22 protein-coding genes and 1 pseudogene are annotated in these 25,028 nt (G+C 59.5%); 13 read left to right on the top strand and 10 right to left on the bottom strand.

Features of this window, described 5'->3' with window-relative positions; translation table 11 throughout:
* Positions 1-7 precede the first annotated feature (7 nt).
* From BW686_RS18370 to BW686_RS18360, 3 genes are all read right to left on the bottom strand, one after another.
* Entirely contained in the window at positions 8-661 is a 654-nt protein-coding gene (locus BW686_RS18370; RefSeq protein WP_084918950.1) for a DUF1345 domain-containing protein, read from the bottom strand.
* A 142-nt stretch (positions 662-803) separates the two neighbouring features.
* Entirely contained in the window at positions 804-2,156 is a 1,353-nt protein-coding gene (gene gudD / locus BW686_RS18365) for a glucarate dehydratase (RefSeq protein WP_084918949.1), read from the bottom strand.
* Between the two features lie 52 nt (positions 2,157-2,208).
* The gene (locus tag BW686_RS18360) at positions 2,209-3,534 is read right to left on the bottom strand and encodes an MFS transporter (RefSeq protein ID WP_084918948.1); all 1,326 of its coding nucleotides are present in this window, start codon (positions 3,532-3,534) and stop codon (positions 2,209-2,211) included.
* Between the two features lie 469 nt (positions 3,535-4,003).
* On the opposite strand from BW686_RS18360, the gene BW686_RS18355 reads away from it, so the two are divergent.
* The 6 genes and pseudogenes from BW686_RS18355 to BW686_RS18335 all read left to right on the top strand — a co-directional run bounded on the left by BW686_RS18355 (position 4,004) and on the right by BW686_RS18335 (position 10,401).
* Entirely contained in the window at positions 4,004-4,717 is a 714-nt protein-coding gene (locus BW686_RS18355) for a FadR/GntR family transcriptional regulator (RefSeq protein ID WP_084918947.1), read from the top strand.
* A gap of 181 nt (positions 4,718-4,898) precedes the next feature.
* Complete coding sequence (locus BW686_RS18350; RefSeq protein ID WP_084918946.1) at positions 4,899-5,990, top strand: sugar diacid recognition domain-containing protein; 1,092 nt, start codon at positions 4,899-4,901, stop codon at positions 5,988-5,990.
* A 109-nt stretch (positions 5,991-6,099) separates the two neighbouring features.
* On the top strand, positions 6,100-7,239 hold the full coding sequence (locus BW686_RS18345; RefSeq protein ID WP_084918945.1) for a glycerate kinase: 1,140 nt from the start codon (positions 6,100-6,102) through the stop codon (positions 7,237-7,239).
* A 156-nt stretch (positions 7,240-7,395) separates the two neighbouring features.
* Positions 7,396-8,166 (top strand): annotated as a pseudogene (locus BW686_RS27565) (MCP four helix bundle domain-containing protein); the annotation flags it as partial.
* Complete coding sequence (locus BW686_RS27560; protein WP_373271035.1) at positions 8,155-9,021, top strand: methyl-accepting chemotaxis protein; 867 nt, start codon at positions 8,155-8,157, stop codon at positions 9,019-9,021. The pseudogene BW686_RS27565 and the gene BW686_RS27560, both read left to right, overlap by 12 nt.
* 126 nt (positions 9,022-9,147) lie before the next feature.
* Positions 9,148-10,401, top strand: a complete 1,254-nt coding sequence (locus BW686_RS18335) for a D-mannose isomerase (RefSeq protein ID WP_084918943.1) — start codon at positions 9,148-9,150, stop codon at positions 10,399-10,401.
* Between the two features lie 9 nt (positions 10,402-10,410).
* Here BW686_RS18335 and BW686_RS18330 read toward each other — a convergent pair whose 3' ends face one another.
* Entirely contained in the window at positions 10,411-11,499 is a 1,089-nt protein-coding gene (locus BW686_RS18330) for an AbrB family transcriptional regulator (RefSeq protein ID WP_084918942.1), read from the bottom strand.
* A 106-nt stretch (positions 11,500-11,605) separates the two neighbouring features.
* Here BW686_RS18330 and BW686_RS18325 point away from each other — a divergent pair, with 106 nt between their 5' ends.
* Positions 11,606-12,508 (top strand): LysR family transcriptional regulator, encoded by a 903-nt coding sequence (locus BW686_RS18325; protein WP_084918941.1) that lies wholly within the window; start codon positions 11,606-11,608, stop codon positions 12,506-12,508.
* Positions 12,509-12,515: 7 nt separating this feature from the next.
* Here BW686_RS18325 and BW686_RS18320 read toward each other — a convergent pair whose 3' ends face one another.
* On the bottom strand, positions 12,516-13,013 hold the full coding sequence (locus tag BW686_RS18320; RefSeq protein ID WP_084918940.1) for a nucleoside 2-deoxyribosyltransferase: 498 nt from the start codon (positions 13,011-13,013) through the stop codon (positions 12,516-12,518).
* 169 nt (positions 13,014-13,182) lie between these two features.
* Between BW686_RS18320 and BW686_RS18315 the strand changes: the two genes are divergently transcribed.
* Positions 13,183-14,871: a VRR-NUC domain-containing protein gene (locus tag BW686_RS18315; RefSeq protein WP_084918939.1), complete on the top strand. Its 1,689-nt coding sequence runs from the start codon at positions 13,183-13,185 to the stop codon at positions 14,869-14,871.
* Here BW686_RS18315 and BW686_RS18310 read toward each other — a convergent pair.
* Together BW686_RS18310 and BW686_RS18305 are read right to left on the bottom strand one after the other, a co-directional pair.
* On the bottom strand, positions 14,847-15,149 hold the full coding sequence (locus BW686_RS18310; protein ID WP_084918938.1) for a hypothetical protein: 303 nt from the start codon (positions 15,147-15,149) through the stop codon (positions 14,847-14,849). The genes BW686_RS18315 and BW686_RS18310 overlap by 25 nt on opposite strands.
* Positions 15,150-15,273: 124 nt before the next feature.
* A complete protein-coding gene (locus BW686_RS18305; protein ID WP_084918937.1) occupies positions 15,274-15,558 on the bottom strand; it encodes a hypothetical protein in 285 nt (94 codons plus the stop codon).
* 508 nt (positions 15,559-16,066) lie between these two features.
* Here BW686_RS18305 and pstS point away from each other — a divergent pair.
* The 4 genes from pstS to pstB all read left to right on the top strand — a co-directional run bounded on the left by pstS (position 16,067) and on the right by pstB (position 19,829).
* The gene (gene pstS / locus BW686_RS18300) at positions 16,067-17,092 is read left to right on the top strand and encodes a phosphate ABC transporter substrate-binding protein PstS (protein ID WP_084918936.1); all 1,026 of its coding nucleotides are present in this window, start codon (positions 16,067-16,069) and stop codon (positions 17,090-17,092) included.
* Positions 17,093-17,173: 81 nt separating this feature from the next.
* Positions 17,174-18,169, top strand: a complete 996-nt coding sequence (gene pstC, locus BW686_RS18295) for a phosphate ABC transporter permease subunit PstC (protein ID WP_084918935.1) — start codon at positions 17,174-17,176, stop codon at positions 18,167-18,169.
* A complete protein-coding gene (gene pstA, locus BW686_RS18290) occupies positions 18,166-19,050 on the top strand; it encodes a phosphate ABC transporter permease PstA (RefSeq protein ID WP_084918934.1) in 885 nt (294 codons plus the stop codon). Before pstC ends, pstA begins: the two co-directional genes overlap by 4 nt.
* Positions 19,050-19,829, top strand: a complete 780-nt coding sequence (gene pstB, locus BW686_RS18285; RefSeq protein ID WP_002553918.1) for a phosphate ABC transporter ATP-binding protein PstB — start codon at positions 19,050-19,052, stop codon at positions 19,827-19,829. Before pstA ends, pstB begins: the two co-directional genes overlap by 1 nt.
* Here pstB and BW686_RS18280 read toward each other — a convergent pair whose 3' ends face one another.
* Positions 19,830-20,759, bottom strand: a complete 930-nt coding sequence (locus BW686_RS18280; protein ID WP_084918933.1) for a LysR family transcriptional regulator — start codon at positions 20,757-20,759, stop codon at positions 19,830-19,832. It abuts the gene before it with no gap.
* 245 nt (positions 20,760-21,004) lie between these two features.
* Here BW686_RS18280 and BW686_RS18275 point away from each other — a divergent pair, with 245 nt between their 5' ends.
* Positions 21,005-22,003, top strand: a complete 999-nt coding sequence (locus tag BW686_RS18275; protein ID WP_084918932.1) for an alpha/beta fold hydrolase — start codon at positions 21,005-21,007, stop codon at positions 22,001-22,003.
* 66 nt (positions 22,004-22,069) lie between these two features.
* Here the strand turns inward: BW686_RS18275 and nirD are convergent, their stop codons facing one another.
* Entirely contained in the window at positions 22,070-22,456 is a 387-nt protein-coding gene (gene nirD / locus BW686_RS18270; RefSeq protein ID WP_084918931.1) for a nitrite reductase small subunit NirD, read from the bottom strand.
* Entirely contained in the window at positions 22,456-25,014 is a 2,559-nt protein-coding gene (gene nirB, locus BW686_RS18265; RefSeq protein WP_084918930.1) for a nitrite reductase large subunit NirB, read from the bottom strand. The genes nirD and nirB overlap by 1 nt, the downstream gene beginning before the upstream one ends.
* Positions 25,015-25,028: the final 14 nt, after the last annotated feature.

The raw sequence follows: 25,028 nt of genomic DNA, 5'->3' as shown, positions 1-25,028 counted from the left end.
GAAAAGGCTAGTTGAACAGGCTGGCGGCAATGTTGATCGAGAAACCCAGAATAGCGGTGTTGAAGACGAAGCAGATCAACGACTGGCCCAGCACGACCTTGCGCATTTCACGTGTTGCCACGCCCACGTCGGAGGTCTGTACCGCGACGCTGATGGTGAACGAGAAATACAGGAAGTCCCAGTAGTCAGGGTGCTGCTCACCGCCGACAAAGGCCAGCGACGGTTCCTTGCCTTTCCAGGTATAGAACACGCGTGCGTAGTGCAGGCTGAAGATCACGCCGATCATCAACCAGGAACCGATGACGGTCACACCGGTAAACGCGTGATGAAGCATGCGTGCATCGCTGGAAAGCCCCTTGCTGGCCGCGATTTCAACAATGATTGCGGCCAGACTGGCCAGCGCCGCGACGCACACCGTGACCAGAATGACGCCGGCATTTTCGTCTTCCATCAGCGCAACCCGGCGAACGTCTTCAGCGTTACTGCGCAGCGTACGGACAAAAATCAGGATCAGGTACAGCCACACGCCAGTGTCCCAGCCCGTCAGCAGGCTCTGCGTGAGTGTTGCGTGGGGGATAAGCCAGGACCAGGCGATACCGGCGATCACGCCAACCAAAGCAGCAAGGGTCAAGCGAGGACGGGTGCGGGCGAGGTGGCGCATGCGGTCTAGTCGTTACTGGATGTTGCAAGACAGTAGCACGCCAGATGAGCATGCCCCATTCGATTTGAAAAAAACGGCGCGCAAGGGGGTTGCGCGCCGTGTGCCAGCAGTGTGGCGAGTCAGTGATGAATGACGGTCAGGCTCAACGCACCAGACAAGGCTGCTTGTTGTTGAATTTCCAGTCCGCGATCAGAAACTGCATGGCGACGGCGTCGTTGCGGGCGCCCAGGCCCATGCCTTTATACAGTTCGTGAGCCTTGGCCAATTGATCCGTGTCCAGTTCGACGCCCAGCCCCGGTTTCTTCGGCACATCAACCTTGCCGCCGATGATTTGCAGCGGAGCTTTGGTCAGGCGCTGGCCGTCCTGCCAGATCCAGTGGGTATCGATTGCTGTGATGTTGCCCGGTGCAGCGGCAGCCACATGAGTGAACATGGCCAGTGAGATATCGAAATGGTTATTGGAATGCGAGCCCCAGGTCAGCCCCCACTCATTGCACATCTGCGCCACACGCACCGAGCCCTGCATCGTCCAGAAGTGCGGGTCGGCGAGGGGGATGTCCACTGATTGCAACTGAATGGCATGGCCCATTTCCCGCCAGTCGGTGGCGATCATGTTGGTGGCGGTCTTAAGGCCGGTGGCGCGTCGGAACTCGGCCATGACTTCGCGACCGGAAAAGCCGTTTTCCGCGCCGCATGGGTCTTCGGCATACGCCAGCACGTGGTGTTGATCGCGGCACAGGCGGATGGCTTCCTTGAGCGACCAGGCGCCGTTGGGGTCCAGCGTGATGCGTGCCTCGGGGAAACGCTCGGCCAGAGCGGTGACGGCTTCGATTTCCTGGTCGCCGCTCAAAACCCCGCCCTTGAGCTTGAAGTCCTGAAAACCATAACGCTGATGCGCCGCTTCGGCCAGGCGCACCACGGCGTCCGGGGTCAGCGCTTCTTCATGGCGGATGCGGAACCAGTCGTTGTCCGCGTCGGGTTCGCTGCGGTAGGCCAGATCGGTCTTGCGCTGGTCGCCGACATAGAACAGGTAGCCAAGCATCTCGACCTGATCGCGTTGCTGACCTTCACCCAGCAAGGCAGCAACCGGCACTTCCAGGTACTGGCCCAGCAGGTCGAGCAGCGCGGCTTCCAGTGCGGTCACCGCGTGGATCGCAATGCGCAGGTCGAAGGTCTGCAGGCCGCGACCGCCGGAATCGCGATCGGCGAAGGCTTTGCGTGCCTCGTTGAGAATCTTCTGGTAGGTGCCGATGCTGTTGCCGACCACCAGCGAGCGGGCATCTTCCAGGGTCTGGCGGATCAGCTCGCCGCCAGGCACTTCGCCGACGCCGACATGCCCGGCGTTGTCCTTGAGGATCACAATATTGCGGGTGAAGTAGGGACCGTGCGCGCCGCTGAGATTGAGCAGCATGTCGTCATGCCCGGCCACCGGCACAACCTGCATGTCAGTGATGACGGGAGCCTTGCCGATGATGTTGGAGTGCTGAGTGTTCATGGCTGATCCTGTAGAAAAATATGATCTGTAAAAGCGTCGCTGCGCGCGCGTATCAATGAGTCGCCGGGGTCTGAATGGCGGCCACCGGCGTCGCGCCCGGTTTGGGTGTGTTGCGTGCCGCGAAGACGATGATTGCGGCGATGATCGACGTGGCGGTCAAGCCATACAGCCCGCCCTGAATCGAACCGGTGTGTTCTTCCAGCAACCCGAACGTGGTCGGCGCCACGAAACCGCCGAGGTTGCCGACCGAGTTGATCAGCGCGATGACTGCAGCAGCGATTCGCGCGTCCAGATACGCCTGCGGAATAGGCCAGAACAGCGAAGAGGCGGACTTGAAACCCAGTGCGGCAAAGCAGATGGCAACGAAGGCGAAGATCGGGCTGCCGGTGGTGGACATGAACATCCCGGCGGCGGCGATCAGCAGGGCAATCGCGACCCAGGCCTGTTGGCGTTTCCATTTGGCTGAGAGCGTGGCGAATACGTACATGCCGATGATTGACAGCAGCCACGGAATGGAGTTGAACATGCCGACTTCAAAGTCAGTCATGTTGCCCATTTTTCTGATGATGCTCGGCAGCCAGAAGGTCGCGGCGTAGATGGTCAACTGAATGAAGAAGTAGATCAGGCAAAACAGAATGATCTGGCTGTCCTTGAGCAGTTTGCCGATGGAGGCCTTGACCGGTGTTGCTGCTTCACGGGCGGCTTGCTCGGCATCGATGGCATTGACCAGCGCGTCCTGTTCTTCTCGGGTCAGCCACTTGGCATCGTGCGGTTTGGAGTCCAGCCAGAACCAGACAAAGAAGCACAGGCCGACCGAGAACATGCCTTCGATGAAGTACATCCATTGCCAGCCTTTCAGGCCGAGCCCCGTGATCTGCAGCAGCAGGCCGGACAGCGGGCCGGAAATCAGCGAGGCGATGGCCGAACCACTCAGAAAAATGGCGATGGCCTTGCCGCGCTCAACGCCTGGCAGCCAGCGCGTAAAGTAATAGATCACGCCCGGAAAGAACCCGGCCTCGGCCACGCCGAGCAAAAATCGCAGGATGTAAAAGTGCGTTTCGTTCTGGATGAAGGCCATGCAGGCGGCCACGATGCCCCAAGTGAGCATGATCCGCGTCAGCCAGATGCGCGCGCCAACTTTTTGCAGCAGGATATTGGAAGGGACTTCGAACAGGGCGTAGCCGATGAAGAACAGCCCGGCGCCCAGCCCGTAGGCGGCAGCGCCGATCCCCAGGTCGTGTTCCATATGAGAGCGCACGAAACCGATGTTCACCCGGTCGATGTAGTTGACGATGAACATGATGACGAAAAGCGGCAGGACATGACGTTTGACTTTCGAAACGGCTGAACTCAGGACCGAATCTGAGCCGTCGGCCATCCTGGAATTGGATGTGCTCACAGTTGAATCTCCCACTCGTTGTTTTTATGCGGGTATGTGCAAAGCGTGTCCTTTGCATTGTCGGTCATCATACAAGTAAAAGTTTGTCGCGCAATCCCCCCAACGCAGTTGATTGGAAAGATACCGGGCGTTTTGCAAGTTGGTAAGGAAGGTCCGGAGCAACTGGTATGACAGTAACAATATAAAAGAAAATGCCTATGAACATGGGTTTTAGGAAGGATTACAGAAAAAAGGTGAGCCTTGCTTCAGCGGATTTACCGCTACTGGGCTGTTAAGCGTGAAGGTTTGGACGAGAAAAGAGTTTTTGACAGTGGCAAGCTACTTGTAATACAAGTTGAACAACTCATCAGGGCTGTAAAACCCGGCGATTGAGCGCACCGACCGGCATGTCCGCGCCCGTTCGGGCAGGACAGGGCTGCACAATCAGACAAGTCAGGAATCACTCGCCATGCAGGAACCCGTCAGCGCAGCGCCCAAGCGCCGTCAGCACAGTCTGGCCACGGATCTGGTCACCGAACTGAGCCAGCGCATCTTGCTGGGCAAGATCGCCCCGGGTCAGAAGTTGCCCTCCGAAAATCAGATCGTCCGCGAGCACGGCGTCAGCCGCACCGTGGTGCGCGAAGCGATTTCCAAGTTGCAGGCGTCGGGGTTGGTCGTGACCCATCACGGCATCGGCACCTTTGTGCTGGAACGCGCCGATCAGACCGGCCTGCGCCTGAAAGTCGAGACTGTTTCGCGAGTGCGCGACATCATCGAGCTTCGCATCGGCCTCGAAACTCAAGCCGTGGCGCTGGCCGCCGTGCGTCGCACCGATGAGCAACTGGCGGCCATGCGTCAGGCCCTGGACGATTATCAGGACCTGCTGGCCAATGACGACAGTTGTGTCGAGGCCGACAAGCGCTTCCACATGCTGATTGCCGAAGCGACCGGCAACCCGTATTTCATGGAAATCATGCAGCACCTCGGCAGTGCGGTTATCCCGCGCAGCCGCATCGCCTCAAGCGAAAGGGCCGGCAGCAACCTGGCGCATCAGGGCTACCTGGCCAATCTGGAACACGAAGCGCTGCTCAGCGCGATTCGCCGCAAGGACCCGGACGCGGCCCGCGCCGCCATGTGGACACACCTGAGCAACAGTCGTGAGCGATTGGTGCCGCTGGAGTAGGGGGCCAGGCGTTGCGCAAGTCTTGCCGGCCCGATATGGGCCTGGGCGCCACAGCGGTCTGCCCAGCCCGCACATCGCGCGTCGCAGCACTTTCAGGCACACTCGGGCGCTCAATCACTTCAATAAAAATGAAACCCCATGTCGCACCATTGCAAGCCGTTCCCGGCGGCGGGAGCCTTTCATGTTTGCCCTTGATCGAGCGCTGGCCCAAGACATCGTCGACCGTGCGATGACCATTCTGCCTTACAACGTCAACGTCATGGACTATCTCGGCATCATCATCGGCAGCGGTGATCCGGAGCGGCTGTGTACTCGGCATGAAGGCGCGCAAAGAGTCCTGGCCAGCAGTCGGATTGTAGAGATCGACGCTCAGGCGGCGTTGCAGTTGGGTGGCGTCAAGCCTGGCGTCAATCTGCCTTTGATGCTCGATCATCAACTGGTCGGTGTACTCGGGATTACCGGTGAGCCGGACGAGGTTCGCGTGTATGGCGAACTGGTGAAGATGACCGCCGAAATGCTCATGGAACAGCGTCGTCAGCAGGCTGACCGGCAGTGGCGTGCGCAACGCAGCGAGGAACTGCTGGCCCGGTTGCTGTTGCCGGATTGCCCCGAGAGCCTGGTGGACGAGGCCAGGCAATTAGGCCTACAGCCGCAGGTGCGGCGCCAGGCCGTCTTGATTCAGGTCGACCCGCAGGGCGCATGCGCCAGCCGGATTGCCAGCTGGCTTGGCGCGCGGTACGCCGACAGCTGGTGCGTGCTGCGCGAACCCGGTGTGCTGTACTGGTGCCGCACGGTGATCAAGGACCGTGACGACGGGCTGTTGCTCAAGCAACTTGATGATCAGGGCTGGTCGGTGCTGCGCATGGCAACGGTCGCGCCGTCTGCTGACCTCGCCGCCTTGCGTCATGCCTGCGCAGCGGCGCGGGACTTGCTGGAGTACGCCGCTCAGGCCCGACCGGCGCAACGCCTTCTGCGTCTTGAAGCGTTCCGCCTGCCGGTGCTGTTCTGGCGCTACCGCCATGACTGGCTGGCCGAGGAGGTCGCCGAGCCGATGAGGCGTTTGCACAACCATGCGCTACTGCTCGACACCTTGTGCCAGTGGTTCGAACACAGCGGCGAGAGTCAGGCCTGCGCAGAAGCCTTGGGCATCCATCGCAACAGCTTGCGCTATCGGCTGGAAAAGATTGCCGGACTGACCGGCTGTGATCCCTACAAGACCGATGACGTGCTGCGCCTCTATCTGGGCGCGCAGATGATCACTCGCCAGGCATAAACGGTTTTTTGGTCAAATGCCGGTTAAGCATCAAGGATCATTGTGCGAAGGCCCAGGGGCAAACCGCTCTTGGGGTGAGAGCATGCGGGCATCGATATGGAGAACAACAATGAAAATAGTGATCGCCCCCGACTCGTTCAAGGACAGCCTCAGCGCCCAGGCCGTTGCCGATGCCATCGCCACCGGCCTGGCCGAAGCCTGGCCCGAGGCGGAGCTGATCAAGTGCCCGATGGCAGATGGCGGGGAAGGGACCATAGAAGCACTGCTGGCGGCCTGCAACGGCAGACTCATGAGCGCCAGCGTCAGCGGACCGCTGGGCGATCCGGTCGATGCCCGGTGGGGCTGGTTGGCGGACAGCCGGACGGCAATCATTGAAATGGCCATGGCCAGTGGCTTGCAGCTGCTGGCGCTTGAGCAGCGCAACGCGTGTGTGAGCAGCACGCGAGGCACCGGGCAGTTGATTCTGGCGGCGCTGGACGCAGGTGCCCAACGAATTATTCTGGCCATCGGCGGCAGCGCCACCAACGATGGTGGCAGCGGCATGCTCTCGGCATTGGGCGCACGCTTTCTCGACGTCGAAAACACGCCGTTGCCGCCCGGCGGGCTGGCCCTGGCCGATCTGGCCCGTATCGACCTGAGCGGTTTCGATCCTCGCTTGTCTGCCGTGCAAGTCGAAATTGCCGCCGATGTCGATAATCCGCTGTGCGGACCGAATGGCGCGTCACATGTCTTCGGTCCGCAAAAAGGTGCATCGCCGGCACAGGTGATGGCGCTTGACGCTGCACTGGGGTGCTTCGCCGATCATTCGGCGCAAATCCTTGGCCAGGACCTGCGCGACAGCCCCGGCAGCGGTGCGGCGGGGGGAATGGGCTTTGCAGCCAAGGCCTACCTGAATGCTTCGTTTCGCGCAGGCGTTGAGGTGGTTGCCGACCTGACCGGGCTTGAGCCTTTGTTGACAGGGGCCGATCTGGTGATTACGGGCGAAGGCCGATTCGATGCCCAGACCCTGCGCGGCAAGACGCCCCTCGGCGTAGCCAGAGTCGCGCAGCGTCAGGGAGTGCCGGTCATTGTGCTGGCGGGAACGCTGGGCGAGGGGTACGAGCAGCTTTACTCTCACGGCATCAGCGCCGCGTTTGCGCTGGCCAGCGGCCCAATGAGCCTTGAGCAAGCCTGTCGCGATGCTCGTCGCCTGCTGCATGATCGCGCGCGGGACGTGGCGCTGCTTTGGCAGCTTGCGGGCAGACGCTGATGGCAGCCTCTGCCATGAGGCGCTCGGGCATGTTTGAGTAAAAAGCTAAAAGTTCACTGACCGCGCTAAAGAATTGTCAGGCACCGACGATATGCTGTCGGTTGTCTGACAACTTTACCTCAGGCATCGCCCTCCAAATACAAAAGAGCCCTGGTCATGAACTTACGCAAACTCACTATCGCTCGTCGTGCCGGTCTGGGTTTTACCCTCATTTCCCTCTTGGTGGCGTTGCTCGGCTGGTTCGCGCTGGCGCAGATGTCGACCATTCGCCAGAGCGAGGTGGCGGTGGAAACCAACTGGCTGCCCAGTATGCGGGTGGTCAACGATATCCGGGAAATCATGCTGCGTATCCGTACCATCTCTCTGCGCATGGCACTGGACACTGATCCGGCGAGTATTCCGACCTATCGTGGGCAAATGGACGTGCGTCTGGGCGACCTGAACAAGAAGCTGGACACCCTCAAGACGTTCGTTGACACCCCTGAAGAAAAATCCCTGACCGATCAGTTCATGGTGACCATGGGCCAATACCGCAGCGCGCTGGACAACTCGTTTGCACTCGCAGGCCAGGGCAACAGTGCCGGGCTGAACAAGCTGCTGCTGGTCGATATGAAACAGATCGTCGACGGCTCCGGCAAGCAGCTCAATGATCTGGCCGATTTCTATGTCACCAGGGTCGATGCGGAAGGCAAGTCAGCCGAGGCCCAATACGACAAATCGCGCGATATCGTGATTGCTTTTGTTGTCCTCGCAGCACTCTGCACCATCGGTCTGGCGCTGTGGCTGACTCGCAGTATCGTTCGTCCGTTGCAGCGTGCCGTCACGGCCGCCGAGCAGGTTGCCAACGGTGACCTGACCCACAGCATCGAAGTCGACGGCGATGACGAAGTCACCCGTCTGTTGCGTGCGTTGGCGATGATGCAAGTCAACCTGCGAGAAGCCATGCGCCATATCGGCAGCTCGGCCACCCAACTGGCGTCGGCCGCCACTGAACTCAACTCCGTGACTGAAGACAGCTACCGCGGGTTGAACCAGCAGAACGCAGAAATTGATCAGGCCGCCACTGCCATCAACGAAATGACCTCCGCAGTGGAAGAGGTGGCGCGCAACGCAGTGTCCACTTCCGACGCATCCAACCAGTCCAGCACGTCGGCGCGTGCGGGGCAGACGCGGGTGATCGAAACCGTGCAGTCGATCCAGACGCTGACCGACAACGTGCAGGCAACCTCGACCCTGGTACAGAGCCTCGCCAACCAGTCCCAGGACATCGGCAAGGTGCTGGACGTGATTCGCTCGATCGCTGAACAAACCAACCTGCTGGCGCTCAATGCGGCGATCGAGGCGGCACGCGCGGGTGAGTCGGGTCGCGGCTTTGCGGTGGTGGCTGACGAAGTGCGAGCGCTGGCGCACCGTACTCAACAGTCGACGCTGGAGATCGATTCGATGGTCAACGCCATGCGCAGCGGTTCCGCGCAGGCGCTGGACTCGATGAACACCAGCCGCGACCGGGCTGATTCGACCTTGGCGCTGGCCAAGGGGGCGGGCGAGTCGTTGAGTGAAATCACGTCGTCGATCAATCAGATTTCCGAGCGCAATCTGGTTATTGCCAGTGCTGCGGAAGAGCAGGCCCAAGTGTCGCGAGAGGTCGACCGCAACATCGTCAACATTCGTGATCTGTCGATGCAGTCGACTCAGGGCGCCAACCAGATCAGCGCGTCGAGCCACGAATTGTCGCGTCTGGCAGCAGACCTGAACCAAGTGGTCTCACGCTTCAAGGTGTAAAACCCTACATTGATACAGGTTGTGTCCGCTTGCCGCCGCTCGACCGTGCGCGCATTATGCCCACGGTCAAAATGACCGCCGGTACAGTCTGGGCACATACCTTATCGAAGGGGGTGGCATCGCGTCATGGACAATAACAATCATACCTTCAGCAGTTGGTTGCGCTCTCCAGCCCATCAGCAGTGGCTGGCACTGGAAGGCAATCGCCTGCTGGCCTTTGCCAAGGCCGCCAGGCTTGAAAACGGTTTTGGCAGTCTTGATGACTATGGCCGTCTGATGGTGGGCGCCACGGCCGAAACCATGAACACCGCACGCATGACCCATTGTTTTGCCATGGCGCACGCGCAAGGCATACCCGGTTGTGCGGCGCTGGTCGATCACGGCATCGCGGCATTACAGGGGCCGCTGCGTGATGCGCAGCACGACGGCTGGTTCAGTGCCGCGCTTGAAGATGGCGGCAGGACCGACAAACAGGCTTACCTGCATGCCTTTGTTGCACTGGCTGCCAGCTCGGCGGTGGTCGCCGGGCGCCCTGGCGCGCAAGCCTTGCTGTCCGACGCCATCAATGTGATTCAGACCCGCTTCTGGAGTGATCAGGAAGGTGCAATGCGCGAGTCATTCGCGCAAGACTGGAGCGGTGAAGAGTCCTATCGCGGCGCCAACAGCAACATGCACAGCACCGAAGCGTTTCTCGCCCTGGCAGACGTGACGGGCGATGCGCAATGGCTCGACCGGGCACTGAGCATTGTTGAGCGGGTCATCCATCAACATGCCGGTGCCAATGACTTTCAGGTCATCGAGCATTTTTCCCGAGACTGGGAACCGCTGCCCGATTACAACCGTGAAAACCCGGCTGACGGTTTTCGACCTTTTGGCACCACGCCTGGCCACGCCTTCGAGTGGGCACGCCTGGTGCTGCACCTGGAGGCCGCGCGGCGGCGTGCAGGGCGTAGCAGTCCTGAATGGTTGCTCGATGATGCCCGGCAGCTTTTCGCCAACGCCTGTCGCTATGGCTGGGATGTGGACGGGAACCCCGGCGTTGTCTACACCCTCGATTGGCAAAACGCGCCGGTGGTTCGCCACCGCCTTCACTGGGTTCATTGTGAAGCTGCCGCTGCTGCCGCTGCCCTGTTGCAACGCACTGGCGAGCAGCAGTATGAAAACTGGTATCGCTGTTTCTGGGAGTTCAACGAGACCCTGTTCATCGACCATGAACATGGCAGTTGGCGTCACGAGCTGAATGAACGCAACGAGCCCAGCGAGGATATCTGGCCGGGCAAGCCTGACTTGTATCACGCGTATCAAGCCACGTTATTGCCGGTGTTGCCTCTTGCGCCCAGTCTGGCCAGCGCACTGTCAGCGCCTGAAGGGGCGCTGTAGGCATAAGTGTCAGAGCGCAGGGATGCGCTTGTCGGTCAGGCGAATGATCTGCCGGGCCAGGAAGCTGCCGGTCAGAATCACACCGAACAGGCGCAGGGTCTGCATGGCCAGCACAAACCCGACGTCGGCGTGTGTGTCGATGGCAATGATTGCCATCGTATCCAGGCCACCCGGGCTGGTCGCCAAGTACACCGAGAGGTAGTCCTTGTCCATCATGACGGCGATCAACCAGGCCGACAGCGCGCAAAGCACGATCAGCAGCAGCGAGGCCAGTATCATCATCGGCAGCCTTCTCCAGACGTACCGCACGGTGGGTTGATCGAAGCGCAATCCGACGTAGCACCCGATTGCGCCGTAACCTATGGGCAGCAGCCAGTCCGGAATGGTGATTTGCATCACGCCGCTCAATTGCAGTGCGCCGCCCAGCATCAATGGCACCAGCAAGGCACCCGCAGGCAAGCGCGAACCCAGTACCACGCCTGCGACAATCACCGCGAGGCTCAACCCCAGATCGGGCAGGCTCAGGCTCTGTGCGACGGCGACGCTGCTGTGCAGGTCAGCGCCGGAATCCGCTGCGCCGATGAAGTGGCTGACCAGCGCGCCAATGGTCACTACGCAGACCACTCGTACGTATTGCATGGTTGCCACGACGCGTGAATCGGCGCCGTAATCCTCGGACATGGCGACCATCGCCGACGCGGCGCCCGGTGAGGTCCCCCAGGCTGCCGTGTTGCTCGGGATGCCGGCAAAGCGCACCAATACCAGACCGACTGCTGCGCTGAGCATGACGGTAAGAATCGTCGCCAACAGCATGACTGGCCAGGATTGCAGTGCGGTCAGCAGTACGCTGGCCGACATCGCGTGGGCGATGAGTACGCCGACCGTGCCCTGACCCAGTTGAAACACTCTTTTGTGCAAACGAATAGTGGCACCCGATACGCCAAAACCGATGGCGACCAGCATGGGGCCGAGGAACATCGCGGCGGGCATGTCGAACAGTTTAAGCAGGTGTCCGGCAGTACCGGCCAGCAGGATGAGACCCGCCCATTGGGCGAGTGGGGGAAGGGTGGACATCGAAAAGCGTGCAGCCTGTGACAAGGACGGTCTCCTTGAGCGGTATGAGTTTCAGGCCACCAGTATCGACATCGAAACCGATCAAGTCTATTTTCTAATAATCATGAATTAATAACTTTGGTTGATGAATATGGACCTGCGCGATCTCAATTACTTCGAAACCATTGCTGAGCTGGGCCACCTCGGTCGGGCGGCGGAAAAGCTCAATCGCAGCCAGCCGGCGCTGACAAAGAGCATTCAGCGCCTGGAAGAATCGTTTGGAACGAAGCTCTTTCAGCGAGACGGCCGGCGGATCAAACTGACCCCTGTCGGCGAGCTGCTGCAGGCCCGGGGCAAGGAGTTACAGCAAAGCGTGGCTCAGACGCAGCGTGAGGTGCGGGACTTTGCCAGCGGCATGGTGGGTAATATTCGCGTTGGCTGCGCTGCGACGATGGCGGAATACCTGATGCCGAAACTGACGTCGGCCTTGTTGCAGCGGACGCCGGACGTCACGTTCAAGCTGGTGATAGGCCAGGATGACCTGTTGCGCGAATCCCTGCGCTCCGGTCAACTGGACATGATCATTTGCGCCCTGGCCCCCGACACCGATGACGTCACCAGCTTTGCGATTCTCAGGGACGAAGCCGTGGTGGTTGCCAGCAAGCATCACCCGATCTTCAAGGCCCCGCTGAAGATGAGTGACCTGTGTGCGTACCGCTGGGTACTGCCGCCGGTCAGCGTTTCATCGCGCAAATGGCTGGACGCAACCTTTGCTGCTCACGGCCTGCCGTTGCCGACGGTGCAGATCGAAGCTAACTCGATTTCCCTGCTGCCGGGGTTGATTGCTCAAGGCAACCTGCTGAGCTTCATCGCTCGCGAGTCGCTGGAGTTTGGCAAGACCATGCAACATTTACGTGAGGTGCCGCTGGAGCAGACCACACTGAAACGCACCATCGGCGTGACCCTGCGCAAGGGTGGCTACCTGTCGCCCGCCGCCGAAGGGATGTTGCAAATGCTGCGCGATAACGGTGGCGATTTTCTGGGGTGGGAATAAGCCAGCTTCACAGCGTACTCAGGTACTTCGCCAGCGCCTCGGCCCCCAATTCAACGGTCGAGCTGGTTCCTGTCCAGCTACAGGCGAGCATCAGGTTGCGTGGCAACCCGAAGTCTTCAACCGTGAAACCGTCCTGGTCCAGACCGTTTTCATCATGAGGCACCAGTTCGCGTAACGAATCCACGGGATCAAAGTACGCCCACACCGGCTTGTTCAGGGCAGCCGCCATGCCAATTTCAAACGCCGTTCCTGAATCCGGCTCCAGACCGCGAAACACGTTCAGGTTGGCAAGCACTGCGGAGCAGCGGTGGATCATCGCAACGTTCATCGCGTAGATCTGCTGCGCGGTTTCATGAGGCGTTCGTTCAGGCATGACCTCATTGTCGAAAGGGTACAAACCCTCAAGCCCATGCGCGGTACACAGCGCTTTGAGGTAGCAACCGTGTTCGACTGCATCCGGCCTGAACACGTCAAAACCTGCGAGATAAACCAGGGGCGCTTGCATATCCGACTCTCTGCTGCCGATAAAATCCGGCTAATACTACGACGCACTGGTGGTCCGGGATACACGCCGCTGATCGGTCAGCAGGCAATCATTCGGCGTTTACGCTGGAATCTGTACGGATAACCAGTATCCTTATGCGGTCTGCTCATCTGCGGTGTGAACGCTGGCCTTGAATATGTCACCTCTCGACAATCCCTTTTATTACCTCGAAAACTTCCGTCACGTCCTCGACTGGATCGTGCAGCGTTACGATGATTTGCTCGACGCGTCCGAACGTCGATTCATCAGAGAGTTTGCTGAACTGCCGGTCTCCGCTCAGGGATTGCTGGTGCGCATGGTGATGCGCAAAGGGGTGCTGTTTCGGGCCAGCAAACTGAGTTATGTCGAGATTGGCGACCCCCGTGAAGCGGTGTTACCACTGCTGGCGCGCGGTTGGGTCGATACGAGTCCGCCATTGTGCCTGAACGAACTGTTCCAACTGCTGCGCAGGGAAGAACTGAGCCAGTGCTTCAAGAGCCATGCGGTCAAAGGCCCGGAGCGCAAGCACGAATGGAGGGCGCGCCTGCAACCGCTGTACGAGTCATCGCAGGCTCTTGAGCAGTGGCACCCGCAATTGTCCGACGCGGTTTTTGGCCTGAAGATCATGCCGCTCTGTGATCGTCTGCGTTTATTGTATTTCGGCAATCTGTATCAGGAGTGGTCTGAATTCGTTCTGGCCGACCTGGGCATCTACAGGTACGAAAAGGTCGAGTTCTCACTGGCGTCGCGGGCGATCAACGCGCGCGCCGACATCGATGTCTGCGTGCAATTGCACGACTGCCGTGAAGCGCTGGAAACCTGCAGCGAGCTGCATGAGCTTGCAGAACGCGCCCTCGCGATTCAGTGCCAGAACCCCTGGCTGCAGATGCGCCGCGCCAAAGTGTTGTTTCGCATCGGACAACAGGCCGAGCGCGTGCAGGACTGGCCTTTGGCGATGTCGGTATACCGCGAATGCCGTTACCCCGGAGCGCGCTCACGACAGATTCGGGTGCTGGAGCGCAACGCTGAGTACGTCGAAGCCCTGACGCTGGCGGAGCAGGCCCGACTGGCACCGGAAAACGACGCCGAGGTCCAGCACCTGTCACGCGTCATGCCACGGCTGCAGCGCAAGCTCGGCCTGGCCGCCGGGGGACGGCGTGCGGCACGCACCGTTTCGCGTCTGGACGTGGAAATCACACCCTTGCCGGGCGTCAGTGTCGAGCGCCTGATACGCCTGCACCTTGAAGAGGCGCAGGGTGGCGAAGTGCATTACGTCGAGAATGCGTTGATCAATTCATTGTTCGGGTTGCTGTGCTGGCAGGCCATTTTCGCCCCGTTGCCGGGCGCATTCTTCCACCCGTTTCACAGTGCGCCCAGCGACCTCTACAGCCCGGATTTCTACCCGCGCAGAGCCGCATTATTCGATGCCTGTCTGAAACAACTGGAATCCGATGAGTACCTGGCGACAATTCGTGAGCATTTCCAGAGCAAGGCTGGCCTGCAATCGCCTTTCGTTTTCTGGGGCGCATTAACGCCAGAGCTGCTCGAACAGGCACTGTATTGCCTGCCGGCGGAGCATTTGCTTCGCTGGTTTCGTCGTTTGTTGCAGGATATGAAAGCCAACCGGACCGGAATGCCGGACCTGATCCAGTTTTTTCCGGAACAGCGCCGCTATCGGATGATTGAGGTCAAAGGTCCGGGCGACCGTCTCCAGGACAACCAACTGCGCTGGCTGGACTTCTGTGCCGAGCATGGCATGCCGGTGGAGGTGTGTTACGTGCAGTGGGCGCAGAAAAATGCTGAGCAGCCGATCAGTCAAGGCGCCTTGTCATCATCCTGATCGTCGTCATCGCCCATGTCGGTTGTTTTCTTTGAATCATGTGGCTGGCCACTTACGCTGCCTTTCTTGCCAGGCTCAGGGTCCATGCCTTTGGTGCCGGGGCTGGTGCCTTTTGCACCCGTGCTGGACCCGTCTACATTCTTGTCCATACCGGTTCCCGGCAAAGGTTGCATACCGCTGTCCGGGTGGGTAGGGCCGGTCGAGCCTGCCATAGCGCTGGCGCTGGCACACGCCAACAGCGCTGCGAGACTTAGTGCCGTCAGTCGTTTATCCATCATGATGAAAACCTCTATGTGTGGGGTCGCTACATCATTGGGCGGTCAGCGCGGCTCAGGGTGCAGTACATCGAAGGGGCAGCCGACCAGCGGGCAGGGCGTCGCCCTGTCCGCGTGAGCTGTCGAATTACTGAGTCTTGGTTTTCTCGGTAACGTTGCTCTTGTCGTGGGTGCCGTGGGCGCCTTTGTCGTGGTTCATCGACTTTTCGGCAGCCGCTTTCTTGCTGTCAGTCTGCGCGCCAGGGGTTTCGGACGAGGTGCGGTCCATTGGCTGGGTGTTGGTGCCCGGCAGTTTGGTGGCGTTCTTGTTGATTGGCGTCTCGGTGCTGGTTGTCGATTCAGCGAAAGCTGCACCGGAAGCCACAGCCATCAGGCCAGCCAGGGTGAGGGCAGTCAGTTTGGTCTTGATCATGATGTTTGCTCCGTTGTTTTAAAGTACCCACGTTGGTCATTGGCCAGTGGCCATAGGTGCCCTCCAACCCGACGAACGGTAAGTCAGCCATCATGACATGACGTGGTAGCCGCATTTCTGAGCCAGTCTTTTCCGTACGTTTTCACGTTGTGTGTGCGGGCGTTCTCAAGCCGGTTTTTAAGTCAATTTAGCTATAACGTGACTGATCAGTCATTTATATCGGGTCTAAAAATGCACACTTTCTTACACTTTTATAACGGTGATGGCTTTCAGCTATCGGCCTGTAGGTGGCAATACGCTATTTCACTCTGAAAGGCGTGATCTCGCTGTAAACACGGGTCGATACCTGTTTTTTCAACCCAAATGCCTCGAAAAAAATGCGACAAAAAAGTTCCCGATCCGACACCAATCGTTTGATTGTCATTAAACAGCAACATTTCAGGTTTTAAATCCGCCTCGGGCCTCCTTAAGTGGACCACCACACAATCTCCTGGACTGAGGTATTACCGTGATACTGCTGACTAAAAAACGCTTGTCGCTTCTGATTGCTTCGCTGTGCCTCAGTGGTGTGGCCCATGCGACTGACGTCACAGGCGCTGGTTCGAGTTTCGTTTTCCCGGTTATTTCCGCGTGGTCCCAGGACTACAGCAAAAGCAACGACGCCAAAAATCGTATCAACTATCAGTCGATCGGTTCGGGCGGTGGTATCGCTCAGATCAAGGCAGCGACCGTTGATTTCGGCGCATCCGATGCCCCTATGTCCGCTGAAGACCTGCAAGCAGGCGGCCTGGGCCAGTTCCCAAGCGTGATCGGCGGTATCGTGCCGATCGTCAACGTCGAAGGCGTTGAAAGCGGCGAATTGAAGCTCGATGGCGCTGTGCTGGCCAAGATCTTCATGGGTGAAATCAAGAAGTGGAACGACCCGGCAATCGTGGACCTCAACCCTGGCGTGAAACTTCCGGACACCGCGATCACCGTCGTTCAACGCTCTGACGGCTCGGGCACCACCTACAACTTCACCAACTACCTGAGCAAGGTCAGCCCGGAGTGGAAAGAGAAGCTTAACTTCGGTTCAACCGTTAAGTGGCCTGTCGGCGTTGGCGGCAAGGGTAACGAAGGTGTTTCTGCCTACGTGAAGCAGATCAAGGGTGCGATCGGTTACGTTGAATACTCTTACGCCGTTACCAACAAGCTGTCCTACACCCAGTTGAAGAACGCTGCTGGCAAATTCATCAAACCAGACGCCAAAGCGTTCGCGGCCGCTGCCGACTCGGCCAAGTGGGAAGATGCCAAGGACTTCAACCTGCTCATGACCAATGCTCCGGGTGACACTGCGTGGCCGATCACGGCGACGACCTGGATCATCATGTACAAGAAAGCCAAGAACGAAGAGAAAAGCGTCGCCGCTTTCGACTTCTTCAAATGGTCCCTGGAAAACGGCCAGCAACAGGCCGAGAAACTGGACTATGTCGCTTTGCCGAAATCACTGGTTACGAAAGTGGAAGAGTACTGGAAAACGGAATTCACCAAGTAAGTGATTCAACCCGTACCACCCCTGTCACCAGCCGCGATATCGGCTCGGTGACAGGGGCTTTTCCTTGCGAGTGGCCTCTACATGACTGAAAACACCCAATACCTGTCCGCGAATGTCTCCGCTGGTGAGTCCGAGGGCGAGAAGCGCGCCAAACGGGATCATCGTCATGACCTGTGGTTCAAGCGTTCATTGCAAGCCGCAGCGATGCTGGTGCTTGCTTTGCTGGGTTGTATTGCCTTGTCGACCCTGTGGGGCGGCAGTCTGGCGTTCCAGACCTTCGGCTTTGAATTTCTGACCAGTACCGATTGGGACGTGAACGCTGGCAAGTTTGGCGCGCTGGTTCCGATCTACGGCACCCTGGTGACTTCTTTTCTGGCGTTGCTGATCGCCGTTCCGGTGAGCTTCGGCATCGCAATCTTTCTGACCGAAGTGGCTCCGCCCTGGCTGCGCATGCCGATTGCCTCGGCAATCGAACTGCTGGCCGGTATCCCTTCGATCATCTATGGCATGTGGGGGCTGTTTGTATTCGGCCCGTTCATGGCTGAACACCTGTCCCCCTGGATCAGCGAAAACCTCGGCGCACTGCCACTGATCGGCCCGATGTTTCAGGGCCCACCATTGGGCATCGGGATGCTGACCGCCGGCATCGTTCTGGCGATCATGATCATCCCGTTCATTACCTCGGTGATGCAGGAAGTTTTTCGCACCGTGCCCGTTGCCCTCAAGGAGTCTGCCTACGCATTGGGCGGCACCACTTGGGAAGTCGTCTGGGACATCGTGCTGCCTTACACCCGTTCGGCAGTGGTCGGTGGCATTTTCCTCGGCTTGGGACGTGCGCTGGGCGAAACCATGGCAGTCACTTTTGTGTTGGGTAACTCGCATCAGTTTTCGGCGTCGCTGATGATGCCGAGCAGCTCCATCGCTTCGGTAATCGCTAACGAGTTCAACGAGGCTTACACCGACTTGCACCGCTCGGCATTGATCGCTCTGGGCTTCCTGTTGTTTGTCGTCACCTTTATCGTGCTGGCCCTCGCACGTCTGATGCTGTCGCGCCTTTCGCGTAAGGAGGGGTTATGAGTAAGGACATGACGGGTAGCGAGCGCATTTATCGGGCTCGCAACTTTAAAAACAAAATAGCGATGGTGCTCAGTTGCGGCGCCACTGCGTTCGGCCTGTTGTGGCTGGTGTGGATTCTGCTGACTACCATCATCAAAGGCATCGACGCGCTCAACCTGCAACTGTTCACCGGCATGACCCCGCCGCCGGGTACCCCGGGTGGTTTGGCCAACGCGTTCTACGGCAGCCTTCTGATGTCTGGCATAGGTCTGCTGATCGGTACGCCGATCGGTCTGATGGCGGGTATCTGGCTGGCCGAGTTTGCCCGTTACACCAAGCTGGGCAATGCCGTACGCTTTATCAACGACATCCTGCTGTCGGCACCTTCCATCGTGCTTGGTCTGTTCGTCTACACCGTTGTGGTATTGCCACTCAACGCGGTGACCGGGCATCAGGTCGGCTTTTCGGCACTCGCAGGCGCTTTGGCGCTGGCGCTGCTGGTGATCCCGGTGGTGGTGCGCACCACCGACGAAATGATGCAATTGCAGCCTTCGACCATGCGTGAAGCGGCGCTGGCGCTGGGTGTGCCGCAATGGAAGCTGACCCTGCAAATTGTCCTGCGTGCGGCCAAGGCCGGCGTGGTCACAGGCATCTTGCTGGCACTTGCACGCATCACCGGCGAAACCGCGCCGTTGCTGTTTACCGCTTTCGGCAACCAGTTCTGGAGCAGTGATCTGCTCAAGCCAATCGCCAGTGTTCCGGTGGTGGTTTTCCAGTACGCCATGAGCCCGTTCGACGACTGGCACTCCCTGGCATGGGCCGGTGCGCTGGTCATGACGCTGTTCGTACTGATACTGAGTCTGCTGTCTCGCTTAATTCTTCTGCGCAATAGGGCGTCCTGATGAACAACCTTTCCCTGGCCAACGAAAAAACCAAGATCCAAGTACGCGGTCTGGAGTTTTTCTATAACAACCAGAAGTCGTTGAAGTCCATCGACATGACCATTCCCGAGAAGCGCATCACTGCGATCATCGGCCCGTCGGGTTGCGGTAAATCAACGCTGTTGCGCGTGTTCAACCGCATCTACGCGATGTACCCGAAACAGGAAGCGCGCGGCGAAGTGCTGCTCAATGGCGAGAACATCCTGGCGCCGGGCTACTCGATGAACCGCCTGCGCAGTCATGTGGGCATGGTGTTCCAGAAGCCTGTACCGTTCCCGATGTCGATCTACGACAACATTTCCTACGCCATCAAGCACCACGAAAAGCTGTCGCGTCGCGAAATGGAAGATCGCGTCGAGCAGGCGCTGCGCGGTGCCGCGCTGTGGGACGAGGTCAAGGACAAGCTCAAGCAAAGCGCGACCGGCCTGTCCGGCGGTCAGCAGCAGCGTCTGTGCATCGCCCGTACCATCGCGTTGCGCCCTCAGGTGCTGCTGCTGGATGAGCCGACTTCTGCGCTCGACCCGATTTCCACCGGTCGTATCGAGCAACTGATCACCGAGCTGAAAGAGCAGTTCACCGTGATCATCGTGACGCACAACATGCAGCAGGCGGCGCGTTGCTCGGATTACACGGCGTTCATGTTCATGGGCGAACTGATCGAACACGGCGACACCGACACCATCTTCACCAAGCCCTCCAAGACCCAGACCGAAGACTACATCACCGGTCGTTTCGGCTGATCAGCCTGTCAGGGCGGGCGTCTCACGGCGCTCGCCCATGAATTCCTCGATCCTGTCGCGCAACCAGCGCTCGGCAGGATCGCTGTCCATCACGCTCAGCCATGTCATCGACAGGTCCAGCCCTGGTGTGGGGAAGGGCAGCGGTTCGTCATACAGCAAACCCAGCGCGCTCATGGCCTTGGCCGCGTAGTCGGACAAACCCGAGATCAGGTCAGTGCCGGCCATCAGCGCGGGCAGCGTCGTGAATTGCGGCACCGACAGCACCACCTGACGCTTGCGACCCAGTGCGGTCAGCCACTCATCCGCAAAACTGCTGACACTCGCCACGTGCGACACCACCACGTGTGGGCGTGAGCAGTATTCGTCCATGCTCATAGGCCCGGAAGGTTTGTCGGCGCGCACCAGGCGTGGCTGCACGTTGCGCAGCGTCTTGCGCTTGGCATTGGCCGGCAGCTCGCGAGTCAGGCAGACGCCGACGGTAATGTCGCCGGACATCAATACTTCGGAGATATTCAGGTAGTCGACGTGCTTGACCACGATCACCACCCCTGGTGCTTCCTGGCGAATGGCCTTGAGCATGGCCGGCAGCAAGCCGAACTCCACGTCATCGCTCAAGCCGATGCGGAAGGTCATCTTGCTGACCGAAGGCTCGAAATCGGTGGTCAGGCTCAGCGCAGTGGACATGGCGTCCAGCGCGGGGGTGAGGTGCTTGAGGATTTCATGGGCGCGAGCGGTCGGCTCCATGCGATGGCCGACCCGGATGAACAGCGGGTCATTGAGCTGACTGCGCAGACGGTTCAACGCCGCGCTGATCGTGGGTTGGCCAAGAAACAGTTTTTCCGCTGCACGGGTCACGTTACGTTCCTGCATCAAGGTCTCGAAGACCACCATCAGGTTGATGTCAGCCTTGCGCAGTTCATTTCGGTTCATTGCTATTCCTTGGCATCAGACCCTGCTGGCCACGACGGCCCGTAACGGACGGCTCAGTCTAGGCAAGCACGGCGTGAGGCGTCCAGCGATTTGCCTTGGCGGGGGCTGTATGACGAAACGTCTGCTTACGGTTCTATTGGTAGGAAAGGGGCGAATCTGTTGTGGGAAACAGGGTCTACTTGCAGGTCTGCCGCATGCAGTACAGCGGTTCAAGCATCTGATTCCATTTACAGGAGGTGCCCCTTATGCGGGCTGCAAAGATTGCCGGTATGTTGATGTCTCTGACACTGTCAGCCACGGCCCTGGCCGACACGCCCGGATACGGTCAGCAACTGGAAGGTTTCGCCTATCCTCACCCGTTGATGAAGTTTCCGTTCGATTCGCAGGGCCAGTCTCTGGAAATGGGTTACATGGACGTGAAACCCACAGGCAAAGCCAACGGCCGCACCGCGGTCTTGATGCATGGCAAGAACTTCTGCGCCGCCACGTGGGAAGACACCATCAAGGGCTTGAGTGCGGCGGGCTATCGCGTCATTGCGCCGGATCAGATCGGTTTCTGCACTTCGACCAAACCGGAGCACTATCAGTACAGCTTCCAGCAACTGTCGATGAACACCCATGCGCTGCTTGAAAAGCTGGGGGTCGACAAGGTGTCAGTGATCGGTCATTCCACCGGCGGGATGCTGGCCACCCGGTACGCGCTGATGTACCCGAAACAGACCGAAAAGCTGGTGATGGTCAACCCTATTGGTCTGGAAGACTGGAAGGCGCTGGGTGTGCCGTATCGCAGCGTAGATCAATGGTATGAGCGCGAACTGAAGACCACCGCCGAAGGCATTCGCGCCTACGAACAGAAAACCTACTACGACGGGCGCTGGAAGCCGGAGTATGACAAGTGGGTGGACATGCTGGCCGGTCTGAACAGGGGGCCGGGTCACAAGATCGTTGCCTGGAACTCGGCGCTGATCTACGACATGATTTTCACCCAGCCGGTGTTCTACGAATTTCCGAAGTTGCAGGTGCCAACGGTGTTGATGATCGGCGATGTCGACACCACCGCCATCGGCAGCGACATTGCGCCGCCAGAGGTCAAGGCGAAGATCGGTCACTACAACGTGTTGGGCAAGCAGGTCACGCAGATGATTCCGGGCGCCAGACTCGTAGAGTTCAAAGGCATGGGCCATGCCCCGCAGATGGAAGACCCGGCAGGCTTCAATGCTTCGCTGGTGTCCGAACTCAAGTAAGCCGCGAAGCATGTAACGCCACAACCTGATCCGCAACGATCAGGCTGTGGCCGACAGGCCTGCACGCTAGACCGCGATCTCGACCTGTTCGTCATTCAGGCGCACCGGCCAGACGTCCAGGCGCTGCTCCGGGTACTCGATGCAGCTGCCGTCGTGGAGGCGAAAGTGCTGCTTGTACAACGGCGACGCAATGACCAGCTCACCGCCGATCTGGCCGATCAGCCCGCGCCCGATCACATTGGCCCCGGATTTCGGGTCGCGGTTGTCGATGGCAAAGAGCTGTTCGCCCTCTGCTGCCTCAGGCAGGTAGATGAGCGCGATCTGCTTGCCGTCCAGCCAGGCCACAACACCTGAGTTGGCGACCAGGTCCTTGCGTGCGCACAAGGCGTTCCAGTGTTGATGCTGTACAGCGCATGCGTTTTGTTCAGCGAATGCTGTTTCGGTCGAGTTCATTACACCACCTCCTTGAACAACGGAATAAGCGCCAGTTCTTCAGGTTTTGCCGGGCGCCGCTGGGCGCGCTCCTTGACGAACTGCACGTCGGGATCGCTTCGGCCATCGTTGACGAATGTGCGGAAACGCTTGAGTTTCTCCGGGTCCTTGAGCGCATTGGCCCATTCGCATTCGTAGCGGTCGACCACCAGTTGCATCTGCGCTTCCAGCTCTTCGGCCAGGCCCAGACTGTCGTCGAGGATCACCGCCTTGAGGTAGTCCAGGCCGCCTTCCAGTGTTTCTCGCCAGACTGATGTGCGTTGCAGCTTGTCGGCGGTGCGGATGTAGAGCATCAGGAAGCGGTCGATGTAGCGGATCAGCGTTTCGTCATCCAGGTCGGTGGCAAACAGTTCGGCATGACGCGGGCGCATGCCGCCGTTGCCGCACAGGTACAGGTTCCAGCCGTTCTCGGTGGCGATGACACCGACGTCTTTGCTCTGTGCTTCAGCGCATTCGCGGGTGCAACCGGACACCGCAAACTTGAGCTTGTGCGGCGAGCGCAAGCCCTTGTAGCGGTCCTCAATGCGCAATGCCATCGCGACGCTGTCCTGCACGCCATAGCGGCACCAGGTGCTGCCGACGCAGGACTTCACGGTGCGGGTCGATTTGCCGTAGGCATGACCGGTCTCGAAACCGGCGGCGATCAGTTCGCTCCAGATGTCCGGCAGTTCATGCAGTTGCGCACCGAACAGGTCGATGCGCTGACCACCGGTGATTTTGGTGTACAGGTCGTATTTCTTGGCCACTGCACCGATTGCGATCAGCCCGTCCGGGGTGATTTCGCCGCCCGGAATGCGCGGCACCACCGAGTAGGTGCCGTTCTTCTGCATGTTGGCCATGAACGTGTCATTGGTGTCCTGCAACGGCACCAGCGAAGGCTCGGTGATCGGACGGTTCCAGCACGACGCGAGAATCGAGCCGACTGCAGGCTTGCAGATGTCGCAGCCGTGGGCGCCTTTGCCGTGACGGGTCAGCAGTGCCTCGAAGGTTTCGATGCCCTCGACGCGCACCATCGAGTAAAGCTCCTGGCGGGTGTAGGCAAAGTGTTCGCACAGGCTCTTGTCGACCGCGACGCCTCGGGCGACAAGTTCGTGCTCGAAAACCTGCTTGAGCAACGCCGTGCAACCGCCGCAACCGGTCGCGGCCTTGGTGCAGGCCTTGATGCCGGCGAGGTCGGTGCAGCCGTTATCGATGGCCGAACAGATCGAGCCTTTGCTGACGTTGTGGCAGGAACACACCGTCGCGGTCGCAGGCAACGCATCGACGCCCAGCGTTGGCGCGCCTTCGCCGCGCGGCAGGATCAGACTCGAGGGATCGGCGGGCAGGGTGATGCCGTTCTGAGCGTATTGCAGCAGCGTGTCGTAATAGCTGTTGTCGCCGACCAGCACGGCACCGAGTACCTGTTTTCCGTCGGCCGAAACGACCAGTCGGCGGTAGCTGGCGGTGGCTTCGTCGATGTAGCGATAGCTCACTGCACCGGCCAGTGCGCCATGCGCGTCACCGATGGAGCCGACATCCACGCCCAGCAGTTTGAGCTTGGTGGACATGTCGGCGCCGAAGAACGGTTCGGTGTCTTTTTCGCACAATTGCGCTGCCACGCCACGGGCCATTTGATAGCCGGGTGCCACGAGGCCGAACACGCTGCCGTTCCACGCCGCGCACTCGCCAATCGCGTAGATGTCGGCGTCGCTGGTGCGGCAGTGTTCGTCGATCTCAACACCGCCGCGTGGGCCCAGTTGCAGTTCGCACTGACGAGCCAGCGCATCCTGCGGGCGGATGCCGGCAGAAAACACGATCAAATCGGTTTCAAGAAATTCGTCATTGGCAAAGTTCATGCGGTAGCGATATTGCTTGCCGTCACTGATCGACTGTGTGGCGCGTGACAGATGCACGCCGACGCCCAGCGCTTCGATGCGCGCCTTCAACGCGGCACCGCCATGATCGTCCAACTGCACCGGCATCAGGCGCGGGGCGAACTCGACCACGTGCGCTTCAAGCCCGAGAGACTTCAGGGCGTTGGCCGCTTCCAGCCCCAGTAAACCACCACCGACCACCACGCCGCGCCGTGCCTTGGTGGCGGCGTAACGGATGTTGTCCAGGTCTTCGAGTGTGCGATAGACCAGCCGCGAGTTGCCCTGTGCGCCTTCAATCGGCGGCACGAAAGGGTAGGAACCGGTGGCGAGGATCAGCTTGTCGTAGCTGAAGCAACCTTCGGCGGTGATGATCTCGTGACGGTCGCGGTCAATCTCCAGCACAGGAACGCCGAGGTGCAAGGTCAGGCCTGCCTGCTCGTAGACAGACATTTCGCTCATGGCCAGCGATTCGGCATCGCGGCCGGTGAAGTATTCGGACAGATGCACGCGGTCATAGGCACGCTGTGCTTCTTCGCCGAACACATGAATGCGATAGCGCTCAAGGGCGCCGCCTGCGATCAACTGCTCGACGCAATGATGCCCGACCATTCCGTTGCCGACGACGATCAGGGTTTTTACATCGTTGAGGGGGAAGACTGTGTTCATAGCGAGTCCCGGCC

It is taken from the genome of Pseudomonas syringae, assembly GCF_002157375.1.
Taxonomy (GTDB): domain Bacteria; phylum Pseudomonadota; class Gammaproteobacteria; order Pseudomonadales; family Pseudomonadaceae; genus Aquipseudomonas; species Aquipseudomonas syringae_T.
Note: the sequence above shows the minus strand (reverse complement) of the source record. Positions and strands in the feature narration are given on the sequence as shown.